Source organism: Enterococcus sp. AZ196 (genome assembly GCF_050498845.1).
GTDB classification, from domain to species: domain Bacteria; phylum Bacillota; class Bacilli; order Lactobacillales; family Enterococcaceae; genus Enterococcus_A; species Enterococcus_A murrayae.
Genome location: NZ_JBIPAM010000001.1, coordinates 3,536,878 through 3,554,603, shown reverse-complemented (window position 1 = coordinate 3,554,603; position 17,726 = coordinate 3,536,878). Strand labels below are relative to the sequence as shown.

13 protein-coding genes and 1 pseudogene are annotated in these 17,726 nt (G+C 35.4%); 5 read left to right on the top strand and 9 right to left on the bottom strand.

The window, feature by feature from the left end; translation table 11 throughout:
- Nucleotides 1-56: 56 nt before the first annotated feature.
- The 6 genes from IGI67_RS17085 to IGI67_RS17060 all read right to left on the bottom strand — a co-directional run bounded on the left by IGI67_RS17085 (nt 57) and on the right by IGI67_RS17060 (nt 11,897).
- Nucleotides 57-758 (bottom strand): pilin N-terminal domain-containing protein, encoded by a 702-nt coding sequence (locus IGI67_RS17085; protein ID WP_429958008.1) that lies wholly within the window; start codon nt 756-758, stop codon nt 57-59.
- Nucleotides 759-5,375, bottom strand: a complete 4,617-nt coding sequence (locus IGI67_RS17080) for a SpaA isopeptide-forming pilin-related protein (RefSeq protein ID WP_429958519.1) — start codon at nt 5,373-5,375, stop codon at nt 759-761.
- A gap of 24 nt (nt 5,376-5,399) precedes the next feature.
- Nucleotides 5,400-7,193: a SpaH/EbpB family LPXTG-anchored major pilin gene (locus tag IGI67_RS17075; protein WP_429958518.1), complete on the bottom strand. Its 1,794-nt coding sequence runs from the start codon at nt 7,191-7,193 to the stop codon at nt 5,400-5,402.
- A 607-nt stretch (nt 7,194-7,800) separates the two neighbouring features.
- Nucleotides 7,801-8,913: a tyrosine-type recombinase/integrase gene (locus tag IGI67_RS17070; RefSeq protein WP_429958517.1), complete on the bottom strand. Its 1,113-nt coding sequence runs from the start codon at nt 8,911-8,913 to the stop codon at nt 7,801-7,803.
- 417 nt (nt 8,914-9,330) lie between these two features.
- A complete protein-coding gene (locus IGI67_RS17065; protein ID WP_429958516.1) occupies nt 9,331-10,008 on the bottom strand; it encodes a hypothetical protein in 678 nt (225 codons plus the stop codon).
- A 917-nt stretch (nt 10,009-10,925) separates the two neighbouring features.
- Complete coding sequence (locus IGI67_RS17060) at nt 10,926-11,897, bottom strand: aldo/keto reductase (RefSeq protein ID WP_429958515.1); 972 nt, start codon at nt 11,895-11,897, stop codon at nt 10,926-10,928.
- Nucleotides 11,898-12,006: 109 nt separating this feature from the next.
- Here IGI67_RS17060 and IGI67_RS17055 point away from each other — a divergent pair, with 109 nt between their 5' ends.
- The gene (locus IGI67_RS17055; protein ID WP_429958514.1) at nt 12,007-12,567 is read left to right on the top strand and encodes a TetR/AcrR family transcriptional regulator; all 561 of its coding nucleotides are present in this window, start codon (nt 12,007-12,009) and stop codon (nt 12,565-12,567) included.
- Between the two features lie 29 nt (nt 12,568-12,596).
- On the opposite strand, the pseudogene IGI67_RS17050 reads toward IGI67_RS17055, so the two are convergent.
- Nucleotides 12,597-13,101, bottom strand: a pseudogene (locus IGI67_RS17050) (IS30 family transposase); the annotation flags it as partial.
- 927 nt (nt 13,102-14,028) lie between these two features.
- On the opposite strand from IGI67_RS17050, the gene IGI67_RS17045 reads away from it, so the two are divergent.
- The 3 genes from IGI67_RS17045 (at nt 14,029) to IGI67_RS17035 (ending at nt 15,615) form a co-directional block, all read left to right on the top strand.
- Nucleotides 14,029-14,487 (top strand): MerR family transcriptional regulator, encoded by a 459-nt coding sequence (locus IGI67_RS17045; RefSeq protein ID WP_429958513.1) that lies wholly within the window; start codon nt 14,029-14,031, stop codon nt 14,485-14,487.
- Nucleotides 14,471-14,881 carry an FMN-binding protein gene (locus IGI67_RS17040; RefSeq protein WP_429958512.1) on the top strand — a complete coding sequence of 137 codons (411 nt, stop codon included), beginning with the start codon at nt 14,471-14,473 and terminating at the stop codon, nt 14,879-14,881. The genes IGI67_RS17045 and IGI67_RS17040 overlap by 17 nt, the downstream gene beginning before the upstream one ends.
- Before the next feature lie 164 nt (nt 14,882-15,045).
- Nucleotides 15,046-15,615 (top strand): NAD(P)H-dependent oxidoreductase, encoded by a 570-nt coding sequence (locus IGI67_RS17035; RefSeq protein ID WP_429958511.1) that lies wholly within the window; start codon nt 15,046-15,048, stop codon nt 15,613-15,615.
- 149 nt (nt 15,616-15,764) lie between these two features.
- Here the strand turns inward: IGI67_RS17035 and IGI67_RS17030 are convergent, their stop codons facing one another.
- Entirely contained in the window at nt 15,765-16,049 is a 285-nt protein-coding gene (locus tag IGI67_RS17030) for a transposase (RefSeq protein ID WP_429958510.1), read from the bottom strand.
- 1 nt (nt 16,050) lies between these two features.
- Nucleotides 16,051-16,179 carry a hypothetical protein gene (locus IGI67_RS17025; protein ID WP_429958509.1) on the bottom strand — a complete coding sequence of 43 codons (129 nt, stop codon included), beginning with the start codon at nt 16,177-16,179 and terminating at the stop codon, nt 16,051-16,053.
- A 295-nt stretch (nt 16,180-16,474) separates the two neighbouring features.
- On the opposite strand from IGI67_RS17025, the gene IGI67_RS17020 reads away from it, so the two are divergent.
- Entirely contained in the window at nt 16,475-17,686 is a 1,212-nt protein-coding gene (locus IGI67_RS17020; protein WP_429958075.1) for an IS110 family transposase, read from the top strand.
- Nucleotides 17,687-17,726: the final 40 nt, after the last annotated feature.

Below are 17,726 nucleotides of genomic sequence, written 5' to 3'. Positions count from 1 at the left end.
TTCGCAAATTTATGAAAGAAAGAGCAACCCCTGATGCTCGAGTTGCTCTTCTTCCATCAAAAATCAAACTTCTTTGTTTTCATGACCCGAAAGCCAATCAACGTCATGATCAGAATGAAGCTCAAAACAAGTAATAATGAGTGATAAGAACCGATATTTCCACTGGTTTGTGGTAATCGTTCGTTTTTCCCAGTAGCATTTCTAGTCCCAACACCTTTCGTTTTGTCTATCGTTCCACCCGGTGAATCACTTTTTGTGATAACACTAGATTTCGGGTACAGATAGACCTCATTCAAGGCTTCTCCTGTTCTTTGGGGTAAAGGAAGCTCTAAGATAACTGGTTCCATTGGTTTTTTTAGCAACTCATGGTCCTTTTCTACAACTCGATATGTTCCTTGAGCCAGATTTGTCACACGAGCTAAACCAGCGTCATCCGTTGTTACTGTTGTGGAAAATGCCGAATCCCCAATAACGGGTTCAAAATCAGTCGTCCCTTGAACAGGTGAAACACGTGTGATCTCATAGGAAACCCCTTTTAGGGGTTCAAGAGTCTTTCCGTTCGTATCTTTGACTTCTCCTGCTTTAGTTCCGTCTAGTGGTAACTGGTTTTCCACGATTTGCGGATCTTCTAATCGATACTTGACAATTGAGATTGAGTATCCCTCAGCAGTTTCATCGGCTTGAACTGATTTCCCAAATAAACCGAATGTTCCAAAAATCAGGAGAAAGATAAATCCTAGTTTGAAGAACTTGTTCATTTACCTTCCTCCTTTCCTCTTAGGCATGCGATAATACCAAAGCATGTAACCAAAGCCTAGGATAAGCGCACCGCTTGCAGCTAATAAAATAGCAAACATTGGCCCATTTCCACCAGTAAATGGCAGATCTGCTTTCTTATCGTCCTCTTGGTAGACCTTAATGGTTTGATTTCCCTCTGTTATCGTGACTTTAATCGGTGATTTGATCAATTCATAGCCACTAGGTGCTTTGGTTTCAACTAGTGTATAATCCCCTTCAAATAGTGATGAAAACTCTAAATTACCGGTTTCATCTGTTTTAGCACTTCCGATTTTTTCCTCAAGATTTCCTTTGTACAAATCAAACTCGGCACCTGACAATGGCGTCCCAGTTGCTTTCTCCGCATCGCTTAACTTTCCATCTTGATTTGCATCGATGGCAGAACCCGTTGCGTATTTGAATAAACGAATTGTGGATGGCCTAATCAATCCAATATTGATATTTTCAACTTTCCATTCGCTGTCAGTAAAATTACCTCCAGTTAAAGTTGGTGTATCGTAAACATCCGTTTTATAAGTCTGGATATTAGCTTTTGATGTATCTAATGCTTGAGAAGAGGGAATACCATCTTTTTTTGTGACTTTGTATTTTTTGGCAGTTACATTATCCCCAATTTCGAAGTAAACAATATATTCTCCCTCTGGAAGATTATCAAATTCATACACCCCGTTTGAGTCTGTTTTAATCAAGGAGTTTCCTGTTACATCAACAAATTTCTTACCTATCAAATTTTCTTTAACTAATTCACCTTTGAATGAAATATTTTCATGACTCGTACGATATAGTTTAACAGGTACATTAGGTGCATTTGATTCAATATAATTCTTTTTTCCATCCAGATTGTCATCATACCAAGATATTCCTTTAATTGATCGAGCAACCACTGTTGATTTAACATATACAGATTGAACGGGACTATTATTATAGTTATCCAATTTTGCACTATTAACTAAAATATCCCTTTTCTTTTGATTTTTAGCTACTAAATCAAAATTAATTGTATTCTCCTCACCTACGTCCAATTGATCATATTCTAAATAGATAGCTCTCACATCAGCTATCCTTCCACCGGTGTAAACACTCCAGCCCGATGAAGTGTCAATGTCATTAGGATCTGTGGAGCTGGAGACAGCTTGTTTACTATAAAAGATTTTGGGTTTATTTATACTTTTCACATTAACTGAAAGCAAATCAAAAGAACCAGAATAGGTTGTTCCTCGACCATCAGATAAATAAGGAAATACATCCAAGATTTTAGTTTCTTTAGATGGATTTTTAGATTCATTCTTATTATATAAAGAGTAACGAAGAGTAGTATTCTTTTCCCCATCTGTAGTTGCAGGATCGTTCGCTCCCATTTCTATTTTTGAACTCAAAGTGTTTTTTTCTATTACAGTAGTGGATACCTTAGTAATTGTGGTACTGGCTTCTGCTGACCTGAGTATTTCAATAGATTTATCTGTCAACCCGCTTTCGGTTACACCAGTGATAGTCACTTTATTAGTAACATTCTTGGTATTTGTGGCATCATATTTCATATTCTTTCCATTTACAATTGAATCGAAAACTAGGCTCCGAATTGGATTTTCATTATTTTTATATGGGATCGTCCAAGTTAATATTGTCGAACCATCTGATTGTTTTTCTTTTGTAGGCTCGATTTCCTGTGCTCCATATTTTGAGCTACCTGAAACATATTGTAATTCTTTAGGTAAAGTATCTTTCAAAGTAAACGTCACTGATTCATCAGAATTTGCTGAAATTCTGGGAGTTATTTTCCATTGAACCACTTCATCTGAGTTATAACTTGTCCGAATTGGTATTTTACTAACTCGAGCGGTAAAAGGAACAATTAAAACTGTATCCCCATATAAATTTGCAGGACTATGTTCCAATGAAAATTCATTTTGTTCGTCATACTCTGTTGGTCTGTATGCAAGTCCTTCATAAGGATATGACAAAAGTTTTTCATCTAAATTATTTGACGTTCTTGCAGAAGATAGAAAGACGTTTGCATTTCCCTCGTTATCTTTTGCTTGATTGTTTGCCGGACCAATTGCTTTTAAAGGAATGTACGAACGAGTTGTCATCCTAGGTGATAATCCAATTTTTTCAAAAATCGTTTTTACAGCAGCTATTTTTCCTTTAGCTTTTGCTTCATCAGAAGTCGAGTGCCATTCATATTCAGCGTCCATACTAGGAAATCTAACTGTTAAATTAGGAGCAGAAGATTTATTTTTACGTATACCATATAAGATACTTTTTACTTTCCCTTCTGCAGTTGCAGATTCAATAAGAGTGGTTACATTTCTAGAATCATCATATTCAAAACTACTTGTATTCCAAGTAGAAATTCCAGTAATATACTTCAATTCGCTTGATTCTCCAGAATAAATACCTACAGTATCAATCTTTTGTCCTTCATAGACAGCCCCATCTCCTGAAGGAAGCCACGATTGAATTTGATTTGTTCCAATCTTCTTCCCTTCTAGATCATAGACTGGATTTCGAGTTATGATCTGTCCAGGTAATAAGTTACCTCTGTTGAATTTAATATTTGATACATTAGCACTCTTATTTCCTTCATACTCGATTGTAGTAGTCTTTAGTTCTGTAAAAATAGTTCCTTCTTTCCCCACCACATAATCGTAAGGGAGGGTTAATAATGTTCCTATTGAAGCAAAAACAGTTTTATTTACATTTTGTTCAGTTGATCCAATAAAGCTAATTAATCCCTCTTTATGAATTGCTGCTGAGTTCTTCACAGAAAAGATAAAAGTTTTTTTATCTTCATTGACTGCGGATAATTGATTAGTATCATAAACAGCCTTAGAGCTACTTTTATTTGTTGAAATATCTTTTGATCCTGGCATTACCCAGCCACTGGCTAATCCTAGATTTTTGAAACTTTTAGTAGTGAATTCAGGTGTCTTAGTCCAGTCATCTAAGTTTTTACTTGAATCACTTAAAAAACCATAATGTGATATTTGTGGTGGTGGCTGATCAACTCCATATTCAATATTATGATCACTTCCACCATTTATAGGTTGAAACCATGCTTTAGTTTCAACCTCAACTTTAATTTCACCTACTGGATACGTTGCCCCAAATAGTTGTTCAAATAAACTACCTGTTCTATTAATTCCCGAGTCGGTTAATGGAATGACTGAGAACATTATCCCCATTTGTTGTGACATTGATTTAGTTGATAAATCATCAGTTAGATCCGATGTTAAACTCGCAACCGTAGTATTATTTGATAGTTCTACCTTCACATTTGGTTTTGCTGATACTTTAATACTCTTGTTAACTAAATTATTTGAAACTGCATTTATCGGGACAACCATCCCTGTTTCGATATCTATCGCATCAATTATAGTGACTGTAATCGTTGGCGATAGCTCATAGTCGTTTGTTGCTCCGAGTACTTGAAGGTTTACTGATGAATCCACTATAGCTGATGATGAATTTAATGTTCCAGATGTTTCATAGTTTGCTTCTCGAATTGTCGAACTATTATTCCCGGTTAACGAGCCTTCAGGAAAATATGCGTAATCTCTAACTTGCCCATCAACAACCTGTCTCGCATTTTTCAATGATGCATTTACTTTATACCGGATATTTTTATAAGATTTAGATGGATCGCTTGACTGTACAGAAAAGGAATAGGAGTATGTTACTTTATCCCAAGTACGGACAATATCATTTGAAGGAGATGAATCATGTCCAGGCAAATTATCCGAATCGAAGTTTTTCTCACCAGTTTGAACATTCAAACTAATATCTTTCAACTTAACAATATCAACTTCACTTCTCAATTCCAAAGAACCAACATCAATATCCATGCCTTTTTGTTTAGCTTTATCTGCATCTTTCTGGATAGCTTTGTTGGAATCTTTCTTCATCGGTTCCACTTTTTTTTTGAAAGCAACTATTTTTTGTTTTTTTTCTTGGTTGCTCATATCGACTAAAATTATATCTTGTTTTTCTGAAGACAGTCGTTGAACGGTAAAAATGACCGATTCCCCTTTTTCCATTCTTAGGAAATAATAACCATCTGATGTATTACTCCGAACATTAATCACTGCAGATTCTAAAACTATTCTTGAATCGGGAGTATTTGCCTCACTTTCAGAATTACTCACTCTTTTGTCCAATTTAGAGTCGATCATCTCGGTAGTGCCAACAACTACTCCAGAAGACGTTTCTGTATTATCTTTTGATAATGAAGAAGAGATTATTTGATTTTCCAAATCGAATTCAGTCTCATCTAACATATAATATGGAATTTTTAGATTCTCTTTTTCTAATTCTAAATGATAGTCTGCTTCATTTTGAGGGATTTTGTAAATACCAGTTTCTCTCGCTGTTAATTCTACTTCAACTTTATCCATCCCAGTAATAGGTTCATTATTTGTGATATCTTCACCATTGAGAGTTAGTCTAAATAAAGATTTTTCCATAGATGCATTTAATATCTTACCTACAGGAACCATATTATAAAAGAAAATGGTTCCCATAAGAAATATGATGGGGAGAAATATTATGACTGATTTTTTTAGTCTTTTCTTTTGCAACTGTCTACCCATCCTTTCTGCCGTTTACACTTGACGACGTTTCTTTTCAATCGCCATTGTTGCTGTACCAATAGTAATTGCTCCTAATGCAATGACGATCATCAATGTAGTCCCTGCACCCCCGGTAAATGGAAGGTCTGTTTCCTTTTTATTGACGATATCTAATTCAACTTTTGCATCATCTGCAGTGTCTAATGTAACCGTCACTTTTATTGGATCTTTCACTAATTCATAGCCCTTTGGCGCTTTTGTTTCGACTACCCAGTAGTCTTTTTTAATGGCCTCATGAGCCCAAGTAGCTTCTGATGGAATATTTGGATCTTGTTTGCCATCACCATTACTATCGGTAAACCAGTCTAAAGCTAAACCATTAAATTCTGCTTTCCCTGATGCATCCGATTTCGTCGTCAATAAGCTAATACCTGTCGGTAACGCCGGTGTAGTCGTTCCATCATCATTTAATGTGTAAGACTTTCCATCAGAAGCCAAGAATTTTTTCTCTTTCGCATCGTCTTCACTCGCTGCAATATGAAATTCTGCATCTGCTAAAACAGCTTTATTTTCATCTGTTTTCTCAATGTCAAACCCGCCATCAAAGAATTCTGGATTCTTTTCACTTTCTTCTGTCACAGGCTCTTGACCAGGAATTAAGTAATCCACACCATATTTATTAGCGATCGTGCCATTAAAATCTTTGTTAGTGGTTACTTTATACACAACTTGCAAGTGAGTATCTTCATCTAAAGTAACTTTTTTCATCCCTGCTTGCGTTAAGCTCACCACAACATCTTTTTTGGAACCTTCGGTTAAGTCTTCTACTTTATTTGGTGCTGTAACTTTTGTCCCACCTAACGTCACTTCATATTCAGTTCCGTTTGTTAATTTTACAGGGGTTCCTGTTTTATCGATGGCATACACTTCCACATCTTGTAGTAACAAGCGTTCGTCTAAGCTATCGCTTACTTTGAAGTAATTCCCATACACTTCATCACCAGCTGCTACATTGATGTTTGGCAGTTTATTCGCTGGATTTGCTGGATCAACAACATCTGTAATAATCATGTCTTTATCTGCTTTGAAATATAATCCGGCAGGTAATTTTGTGGTTGCTTCCCATTGAAAGTCATTTCCAGCTTTGATCGAGTAGCCTTTTCCGCCTTCGATCGTTTTATCCAATTCTGTATCTGTGACGATATTTTTTGGATAGACATGCACGTCGTAGATCAATTTCCCTGTATCATCCCGTTTCGTTTGTGGTAAATGAACAAAGAATGGATCCATTGGTTTATTGATTTTCTTCGTTTCACCATTTTCATTTGTATACGTATAATCACCGGAAACAGAATCTTTGATTTCTCGTACTAAGTAGATCCCATCGGCAGCTTTCCCTGTTCCGACATCAAAAGTCAATTTACCATTAGCATCGGTTTTCCCTTTAATAGAAGTGAAAGAAGTGTCTTGTTCCCATTCTGTTCCTTCTTTTTGTTTCACTGGATCTGTTAATGAGGCATTGCCAATTGCTTTGACTTTAATAACTTCAAAGTTCACGTCTTTCATTAATTTCTTACCACCTAGATCAGGAGCTTTACTTGGATCTGGATTGGTTCCATCTCCTCGTCCCCCTAATTCAGACGAGCTCTTAATTTCATATTTCCATACAGTGATCGAACGTGTCGACGTATTATCAGAAACCGCATTTGAACTAATATTTTGTTCTGCTGCATAGGCTACATGAATCACCGTTCCTACGCCTGCTGATCCTGCCATTGTTAGTACACCCAAAGCCATTGCTGTTTTACTTATCCATTTTCTATTCATAATTTACTCCTTTATTCTCTGCTATAGTTTGTTTCATTTCGTTGAAATCAAAAATAAGTGAAACTATGATTGCCGCATCTCTTCACTTATTTCCCAATACTCAACTGGATTTTCTTGGTCTCTCATTTGGTATTGGAGACGATTGACTATTTTGTATATCTACCAGTCGATAAACATACCTCCTTTCAAAGGTCCTTCATCCATTGTTTCCACTATCTTTTTCTCTCGCGTGAGTATTGATTAATTTTTTTAATAGAAAAAACAAGTCAGCTGATTTTTATCGATAAAACATGATAAAATGACTAAATCTGACGAGAAAAAGAAGCCCTGCGGGTTTCTTGGAATTACTGAGTCTAAGAAAAGTTCGATAATCGGGATTAACTCAATGTTTTAGAAACATACTTGACGGTGAATTGACGGAAAATAACTTTTTTTCCTCCGTTTCTAAATCTGAGATTTCTCTCATATCTACTCGAATGGAAGAATTTTTGAAGGAAAATGGTCGAAACGTATCAAAAAAAGAAGAAGTACAAATGAAGCGCTTTCTTTGGGAAGGCAAAAAAAGGGGGAGTCTAGGGAGTGATAACATTCGTTTTTTTAATGATTGTTAAGCAAATTGTTGTTCCATTTTGGCTATCAACTGTTCTCGTTGCTCGAACAACGAGTCCACATAGATATCTAAGGTCGTCTTGGCTGAAGAGTGGCCCAATAAGGAACTGATCGAAGCAATATCACCTTGTACTTCCATGCAGCGTGTCGCAAAGGTATGACGCAATTGATGGAAATGAACACGTCCAATCGCTGCTTTTTTTGCAATTTGTTGAAAATGATAGCCCAATAAGCGTGGCTCTGCTGGACGTCCGTTCTTCGTAAAGAGATGTGACTCTCCTAAATGCTGCGCTTTCCACTTTTTCAATAAACGAATGAGTTTACTAGACAATGGAATACAACGTTGCGAAGCAGAGGTTTTTGTCTCTCCTAAAACCAACGATGTCTTTCTGCCATTGGCTGATGGCAATTGGACACGTTGGTAGGTACCTTCTACGTAGAGTTTTCGCTTAGAAAAGTCGATATTTTTCCAAGTTAATGCCGCGATTTCTCCAATTCGAAGCCCCGTATGCAACGCAAGAAGGGTAGGCAAGCCCTCTGGGGCTTTGTTCGCGGCTTTTTCCAATCGCCTTTGTTCACTCGAAGACAAGGCATTGATTTTTGTTCGTTTGACTTTGGGTAAGACGATTCGATCGCAAATATCTTCTAGTAAATACCCCTTCTTGTGGGCGCTCCCTAGAGCTCTATTTACCACTTGAAAGATACTTTTTATCGTAGAAGCAGATAACTGATCGTCTTCTTTCCAGCGAACGATTAATTCGCGAATGGTGTCATTCGTACATTCAGACAGTCTTTTTCCTCCTATGTGTGGCAACACATAGCGCTGGATTTTGTACTGATAGGTGGCATACGTTGAAGGCTTCAGCTCTTCTTTACGAAATGCTAACCAGTCTGTGATCCATGAAGCAATCGTAGGATCCATCACTGATCGTTGTTTCTTGCGTGAAGGTTCGGTCTGCTTTAAGGGAAGCAACGCTTGACGGACCTCCTTATAGGTATACGCATAGATGTATCCATAATGAATAGTTCCGTCGGAACGATACCCTCGAATGTATCGTCCCTCCCAGCGACCATCTTTTCGTTTATAAATATTTTCTCCTCGTCGACTCATAATTGTTCATTCCTCTCCAATAATTTTGACGGCGAAATTGACGGTGAATAAAAACAAAGGGATAAATAATGTTTTCGGTCAAAAAATAGAGTTATTTACCTGCTATTTTCTAAAAAAAAGATCTTTATTAGCTTGACATTGTAGTTTAAAATGATTATTGTTAATCTATAGTGAGAATTAAACGTTATTTCAAGTAAATAAAGGCAAAAAATTATCCAGTTTCTTAGACTCAGTAATTCTAAGAAACTGGATAAATCCGTGTCAGTACTTATTCAGTTGACGTTTTGTAGTATATAAGAAATTTACCCCAAAAAATCTTCATAATATTAGTTATAAAAAAAATATTGTGAATATTCTTTAAAAAATAAGCTTCCTTTCTAAACAAAAGGAAGCTTTTTATATTACCCTTTTCATTTTTTAAATATCTACAGTGTCAGAAATCAATATAGCAGTTGCCCCTTTTTCACTTGTTTGTTCTTCTTCAATTTCTGCTTGGAGTTGAGCCGCATCTCCTATTTTTTCAGTAATCAAAAGTAAAAGCTGACATATGTTCTCTTCTGTTCTTACTTTTTTCTCTACGATCGCTTGGCACAAGTAATAAATTTGATACGTTTGTTCAAACAACAGGAGGTATGGTTCAGCCTGAGCAACTTCTCTTTCAAGTAATCGTGAGTTGATTTGTGAGAACAGCTGATTATAAGCCATAAATTCTAAATGATACACCGAGGTCGCAAACAAATCCCAAACCTTTCGATTTTCTATCAGCAAATGAGCAAGTTTATCCGACCCCTCTCGGATTTCTCTTTCTAATTTCAATAAAACAATCATATTATGTTGGTATTCTGCTTTCACTTTGAAAAAGAAAGTCATTGTACGTTGTGTTTCTTTCAATCGTTCACGATACTTCGCAAATTGACTAATCACCAATGCCGTGGATACTGAAAAGAAACAGCCAAAAAATGCAGAAGAAGCGTTGATATAAGATTGAATAATATCAATGTTCTGATTAAAAAAAGCATCATTGAAGTATATGAAAAAGATACTCATCAAAGCAAGAATCTCACCACCTACCATTACAGCTAAATAGAGAACCACTAGTTTTTTTCTTTCTGAAATTATTCTCACCCTTTCATTTTGAATCAGTAACCTTCTTCCATCGCTTTTGTCACCATTCTTTTTAAACAAAGGAATTCATCGATTAAAACAATTCACAATATTCGTCACTAGTATCTTACTATATCACTTTATACTCTTTTGATAAAGACAAAAAAGTTATTTTTATTATCTGTTATAAAAAAAAAATATAATCAGTATAACGATAATTCAAAAAAATAATAAATGCACTCTTAAAATGAAGTGTGATAAGGCATATAATCTTGAGCCATACTATGAATATCTCTTACGACTAATCATTACTCTGTCTTTTTTGTGGAATAAAAACGTTATCGGAAGAAGGGATAAATTGAAAAATCTCTTTTATTGAATTGGTTTTTAAGTTAACCACTCTCAGTATTAAGACCAGCCAACTTCTTCGAAGAAATCCATCAGCGTATATCTCTAACAAATTGGCCTTCCAAGTTAACTATTGGAATCCCTGACATCATATTAAATTTTTTATATTAGTTCAAAAACCAGTTGAGCCAATTCGTTCTCAGTTTTTTGTTCTCCAGTAACAATACTGCTTGAAGAAGCGACTCTTCAATAATAATCATCAAACCTTAACTTGATCCGTAATTCGGTGATAGGTCAATTCGATTATCGTCATAAGGAACGCTACTGATTCTAAAAAATAAGCAGGAAGGCCCAATGTAAGAGGCACTAACACCCACTGATTTCCAAATAAGTAACTCCACTTTATCTACAATTTAAGATTTTAAAGAAGAGCGAGACATATTATTTCAATTAAGCATTTCACAAACTAGATTACAAATTATTTTGTGTGCAATATACTTTTCATATTACTCTCAGGCTTGTTTTACCGATGACAGTGTTTTTGAAAATGATTTTTTCAGTCATATAATTTTACTTAGTATATTTATTTCCTCAGTTGTTAGATATAAATTCATTGCTCTTATGTTTCCTTTAACTTGTTCTATATTGCTAGCACCAGGAATTGCAAACACGGTTTCCCCATGCGCTCTAATAAGCCAAGCTAGCGCAATTTGTGCTGCAGACATGTTATGCTCTACACCCATTCTTTTTAACTCATCAATTAACGGTTGTGTGCGTTCTAAATTTTTTTTTGTGAATCCGTATTGAATTCTTTTTAACCAAAATAATTGATTTATTGCTTCTGGTCTATCATGAAATTTTCCTGTTAGTAAACCTTGATGAAGAGGAGAATAGGCGATTATTGATATTCCTAACTCTTTAGCAGTATCAAGAACACCATTTTTTTCTATGCTGCGGTCGAAAAGGTTATATCGCACTTGGTTCGAAACTATAGATAGACCATACTTCTTCAAAATACAGTGAGCTCTACGCATTTGTTTCGCAGAAAAATTGCTCACTCCTACATAGCGTATGTGGTTATTCTGTACTAGTAATTTCATTTCCGCCATTTGTTTTTCTATAGTTGATAATGAGGTTGGATGATGTATTTGATAGAGGTCAATTATTTTCCCTCCTAAATTTTTACGACGAACAGATATCGTTTTACTGATAGATTTTGCTGTACGTCCCAAAGGCCACCATTTATCTGCTAAAATAGGATTATTACATTTTTCATTTTCGTTCATATTGATTTCTTCCAAACATTTTGAAATTCTTTGTTCAGATACTCCGTATCCATACGCTTCAGCAGTATCAATCCAATTTATTCCATTAGATAGACTCATGCGGATGATCTCCGATACTTGATCTTGACTTAGGTTTCTCCAAAATTTACTTCCGAATCCCCTTCCCCCAGAGAATTGCCAAGAACCTAAACCTAAAGGTGACAGCCAGAGTTCCGAGTTTCCTAATCTACGTAAGTTGTTTTCCATCTTTATCTCCTTTATGATATTAATATTGTTCTGTACATTATAAATAAAAGAAAGAAGATAGTTCAATGGTTTCGGATAAGTGCTACAAATTCAGGAAAGTGAGACTAATATGGCAAAAAAAACAGATGATAATCAGCAAGTAAAAACTACTAAAAATTGGATTAAGGATGCACTCATTCAGTTAATGGACATTGAAGATTTCAACAGAATAACTGTCTCTCAGATTGCAAATTCTGCAGAAGTCGATCGACGTACTTTCTACAGGCACTACAAGAAAAAAGAAAACGTATTGAACGACTATTTACTGTCCCTACTCAAACCTCATTTTGAATCCATAATAAAACAGACATATCTAACTGAACGACAATTGTGCTGCATCCATTTTACTTTTTTGGAACAACATCTTGATATTTTAAGATTGCTAAAAAAACAGGGATTGTTCGGTTACCTACTAGTCTGTTACAAAGATTATATTTATTTGTTTCAAAATATGCGCGGTATCTTGTGTGACTTTACGGATAATAATAGATTTAAAATTGCCTTTAAAACTGGAGCTTTTCTGAATATTGTCTCTGAATGGATTGAGGATGATCCAGTAAAAAGTCCAGAAGAAATGACGAACATTATCCATACTTATTTAGCAGCAGGATTAGACTCTTTATTTTCCTAGAAGATCACATTTATGAAATCTCTTAAATGTCAAATTAAGTTAGACAAAGTCTCTTCCCCCATGTAACTCAAAAATACTTCTAATGGTGTCGATAATTTCACGACCTTCTAGGAATATGATTCCTCCTAGAAGCAACGGATTGAATGGATGACTCTGGAACATTGATAAAATCCATGTCTTTATTCAACCCTCTTTACAAAATAATCTGTTAGAATGCTCGTCTAATCCTCGTTGTGAAGAGTTACTAGATCCGTAAAGTAGATGTCTGTAACATTGACACTACTGATCGCTTTCCGGTTAAAAAATTCTTTCCCGCAATCAAACGTTATTGATTTGAATACGTGATGTGGAAAGGCTAGGAACCATTGATTTATTCTATTTTCAATATCTTTTGCTTGTACCCCAACAGGTTTTAGCTTGATGTACACATTGGACAAGCGCTCTACCAGTGTGATTGATGCCTGCACTCTCATGTTTCGTCTCGACGATTGTATCTCCTTCACGGTTTGAATCACTTGAAAAACTAGAGTTGTCAACTATTCCGTACAGTTGATCAATTTCACAATAAAGTCCTGAAACTCTGTCCGCTAACTGATTTTTTTAATGGAAAGGAAAAAATAGATGTCGAATTATTTAGAAAAGAAATTGGAAGCACTAACGATTAAAGAGCAGTTAGACCGAATTACTGCGGTGTCTAGAGGGCTTATCCCCATGAAAAATTTACAGAACAATTAGAAGCTTCTTTCTTAAAAAATACGCTTGAAACCATCTCGACTGATTTATATCAATCAGAAATTTATCAAATTAGAATGGTCGCTGTTTTCTTATTTGGTAAGCTTGCTTCTGATAAAGAAAACACTTTTTTATTCATAAAAAACAATGTATCTAAAGACGAAAATTTGCGGGTACAAGAAATTTTAGCCATGGCTTTTGACAACTATTATGCTAGTACTGGTTATTAGATTGCCTTTCCTGACATCAAAGATTGATTGAACTCCGAAAATGCCAACATAAGAAGAGCAGCTTCCGAAGGATTAGGGGTTGGACAAGCAGACCCTTCTTTAAGGATAATCCAGAGATTGCAATTCAGCTATTAGCGCAACTTAAAGAGGACGAGAGTGATTATGTCAGAAAATTTTGCGACAATACCTTAAAAGATACTAGCAAAATATATCCTGAATTGATTTTATAGGAAATAGCGAATTGGAAAGAAACTGAAAGGGAAAAACAAGTGATAAGACTAATTATGAAAAATTAAAACATAAGCTCCTTTTAAGAGAGAACCTTTAAAATTTTATAGCCTATCTACTATATGCTATACAAAACCTGTCCGAAATGGCATTTTTATCTATGCCCTATCTTCAAAAGATATTATTATGAAACATAAACTAAATTTTTGAATATAAAACTATTGACCTTAACCTTAAGTTAAATGTTAGTATCGCTTTAAGGAGGAAAAGTATGTACACAATCAAACAAGTTTCAGAATTACTGAATATAAGTAAAGTTACTCTACGTTATTATGATAGAATAGGAATTTTAAAAGCAAGTCGCTCAGCAAATAGTTATCGAACATATAATGAAAAAGATATTCACATTCTTCGTAACATTGTCGTTTTTAAGCAAGCTGGATTTTCATTAGAGGATATTCAAATACTTACCAGTTTGTATTCTCTTAAGGAAGGAAATGACTGCAATGATTTAGCAAAAGAAGTCATTACAAGAAACCTAAATTCAATGCAGTTACAATTATTGTTCTTAAAGAAAGTCACAGCTATTTTAGAAGAGCTTCTTCCACTCTTTCAAACACATGAATTATATAAAATCAATCAGCAAAAGCTCGATACTTCTATCATGAATTTATTTGAAGAAGTCAGACAAAACCAATTGGAGGCACACACAAATGATGAAAAAAGATAAAAAATATCGAAAGGTAATTATTTTAATCGGTTTGATTATTATTTTAAGTACTGGTGGATTGGCTATGAACTACTGGCTAAGAACTCAAGAATATCAAAACAAAGTAAAAAATATCGTAATACAAGAACCTGATTTAAATAAAATTGAAGACGGTGAATATATTGGTAAATATGATGTAGATTTTATCAATGTAAAAGTAAAGGTCACAGTAAAAAACCATTCAATAAACAATATTAAATATATCTATCACAAAAATGATCGTGGAGAAAAAGCAAGTAACATTACACAGGATATATTGACAAAGCAAAAAGTAAAAGTCGACACGATTTCCGGAGCAACAAACTCTAGTAAAGTCATCCAGAAAGCAGTTGAACTTGCCTTAACTGAAAGGTAAACATCTTTTATGGCTTCCATTCTATATTTCACAATACTCCACTTGACAATAGACTTTTTTACTGTAGTTCCTCCGTTAACAGAACTTCTCGGTCTAAAGTCTAATAAAATTATTAAGTACACTAATGTATACTTAATAGAAAACACAAGGAGATGACCCAAAGCATGAATATTTTAGTTGTTTATGCTCATCCCAGTGAGGATAGCTTTAATAATGCAATTTTGGACTCATTCAAACAAAAAATTTCTGCCCATCACCAAGTTAAAATTCTTGATCTCTATAAAGATAATTTTGATCCTATACTTCATTTTGATAAGGACAATAAACGCCGAGACCTAAAGGATTCTACTTCAACTCAAAAGTATCGAGACGATTTGACGTGGTCCGACCATTTAGTCTTTATTTTTCCTATTTGGTGGAGCAGTATGCCCGCTATACTTAAAGGTTACGTTGATAGAGTTTTTGTAAAAGGCTTCGCGTATGAATACAAAGGAGTTCTACCAGTAGGTTTATTGCCAAATAAAACGGCTACCGTGATTACAACTCATGACACACCAAATTTTTACGCCAGAATATTTCAACAAGACTACGGAAAAGTTTTAAAAAAGCAAGTACTTAAAATGTGTGGCATTAAGACAACCAGATCTATTACGCTACCCTTCCTTCGCAATGCTGACAAAAATAAAAGAAGATTTTTCCTAAATAAAGTATCTGAATATGCTAAAACTCTTTAGTAGTCTCAAAACAAGACTAGTCTGACTAGTCTTGTTTAAGGAAACGAATTATGGAAAAAAGACCTTACTCATAATATAATAGAACTAAGAAAAATTTTTCTAATTGTTCCTTGCTGGTTGCCCGCTGCAGCCAGTAAGTTTTTTTCATTTTACCGATTGGTTTGTTCTGAAAGAATCTTGTAAACAATTCTTAAAATTTTGTGTGCACAGGCAATAATCACCTTTTTCTCGCTTCCCTGTTTGGAAATTCTATCATAAAATTCTGAAAACGTCGGATTATTCGATCGCCCTGCTGTTTCACCGCATTGGTATAAGATTGTTTTTAGATACTTATTTCCAGAAGTGATGTGGGCTGACTTTCGAACACCACCACTTTCGTAGCTCCCTGAACAAAGGCCTACCCACTTTGCCAAATGAATAGAATAATAGTCCATGTCATTCGCCGTCCTCCTCATCGTCAAAAATATCCATATCGATCATGTTGCCGTAATCCTTGCATTCGTAAATCGATCCTTGCCATTGCTTCATTTCTTCGCCACAGACTGGGCAATAATAATCATTCATATAAAATCCTCCTACTACAATATATTTATAGGTTATAAGGGACTAACTTAAGTAATCCCTTTTATCTATCATGTTGCTTAAGCTGTTAGAATGAGAAAGCAATGGTCAGGCGTAAAACCTCCTTGGACTATCACGTCCGCTATCAAGTCTGTCAACCAGCTGCTCATTCACAGCGTTCGTTTTATGCAGGTTGAACTGCTGTTTTCCAGTACGTTCGTGTCACCCCCAGTAGATTGAATCGGCAATGTGCTAATGCTGGCATTTCATTGCAATAATTTTTAAGGAGAGGATTATTTTGAACGCAGTAGGTGTTGATGTTTCTAAAGGTAAAAGCGTTATTTCGATTATCCGTCCCTTCGGTGAAGTTGTTTTGAGTCCTCGCGAGATCAGCCATACTTCTAGTGATATTAATGAGTTGATTCATTCTCTTTTAAAGCTAGAAGGAGACATCAGGATCGTCATGGAATACACAGGGCGCTATCACGAACCTGTTGCACATTGGCTTTCTGACGCAGGCTTTTATGTCAGTGTAGTAAATCCCAAACTCGTTAAAGATTTTGGAAATAACACTTTACGTAAAGTAAAATCTGATAAAAAAGACGCTATTAAGATCGCTCGCTACGCGCTTGACAACTGGAACGACCTGCGACAGTACAATCTTGTGGATAAGCAAAGAGATCAATTAAAGACCCTGAACCGTCAATTTGATTTTTATACGAAGAATAAAACTGCCATTAAAAATAATCTCATTTCTCTTTTGGATCAAACTTTCCCTGGAGCCAATACGTTTTTCTCTAGTCCGGCACGATCCAACGGAAGTCAAAAATGGGTTGATTTTGTTACAACTTTTTGGCATGTTGATTGTGTTCGAAATATGTCCTTGAACGCATTTACCGAACGGTATCGAAAATTTTGTAAGCGTAACGGATATGACTTTCAACCAAATAAACCTGAACAACTTCTTAAATCATCCAAAGAATTAGTTGCTATTTTACCCAAAGATAAAATGACTAAATTGCTTATTATGCAGGCAATTGAGCAATTAAATACTCTTTCCAAAACCGTTGAACAACTTCGTTTACAAATGGACCAACTGGCTTCACAATTGCCGGAATATCCTGTAGTCATGTCCATGAAAGGTGTTGGAGCGTCATTAGGTCCTCAGCTTATAGCAGAAATTGGCGACATTAGTCGTTTCTCTCGCAGAGGAGCATTAACTGCTTTTGCGGGTGTCGATCCTGGTGTGAATCAATCTGGCACTTATAATCAAAAGGGTGTTCGCACCTCTAAGCGTGGCTCTGCACAGCTTCGAAAGACTCTTTTTCAAGTCATGAATACTTTAGTTAAAAATTCCCCAGAAGACGATCCTGTATACACGTTCATTTCTAAAAAGAGAGCAGAAGGAAAACCTTATTATGTCTATATGACCGCTGGATCAAATAAATTCTTGCGTGTCTACTACGGACGTGTAAAAGAATACCTAGCTTCATTTCCAAAAATGGAATAGCGCCATGCACGTATGAATTAAATTAAAAACCAGCGATTTT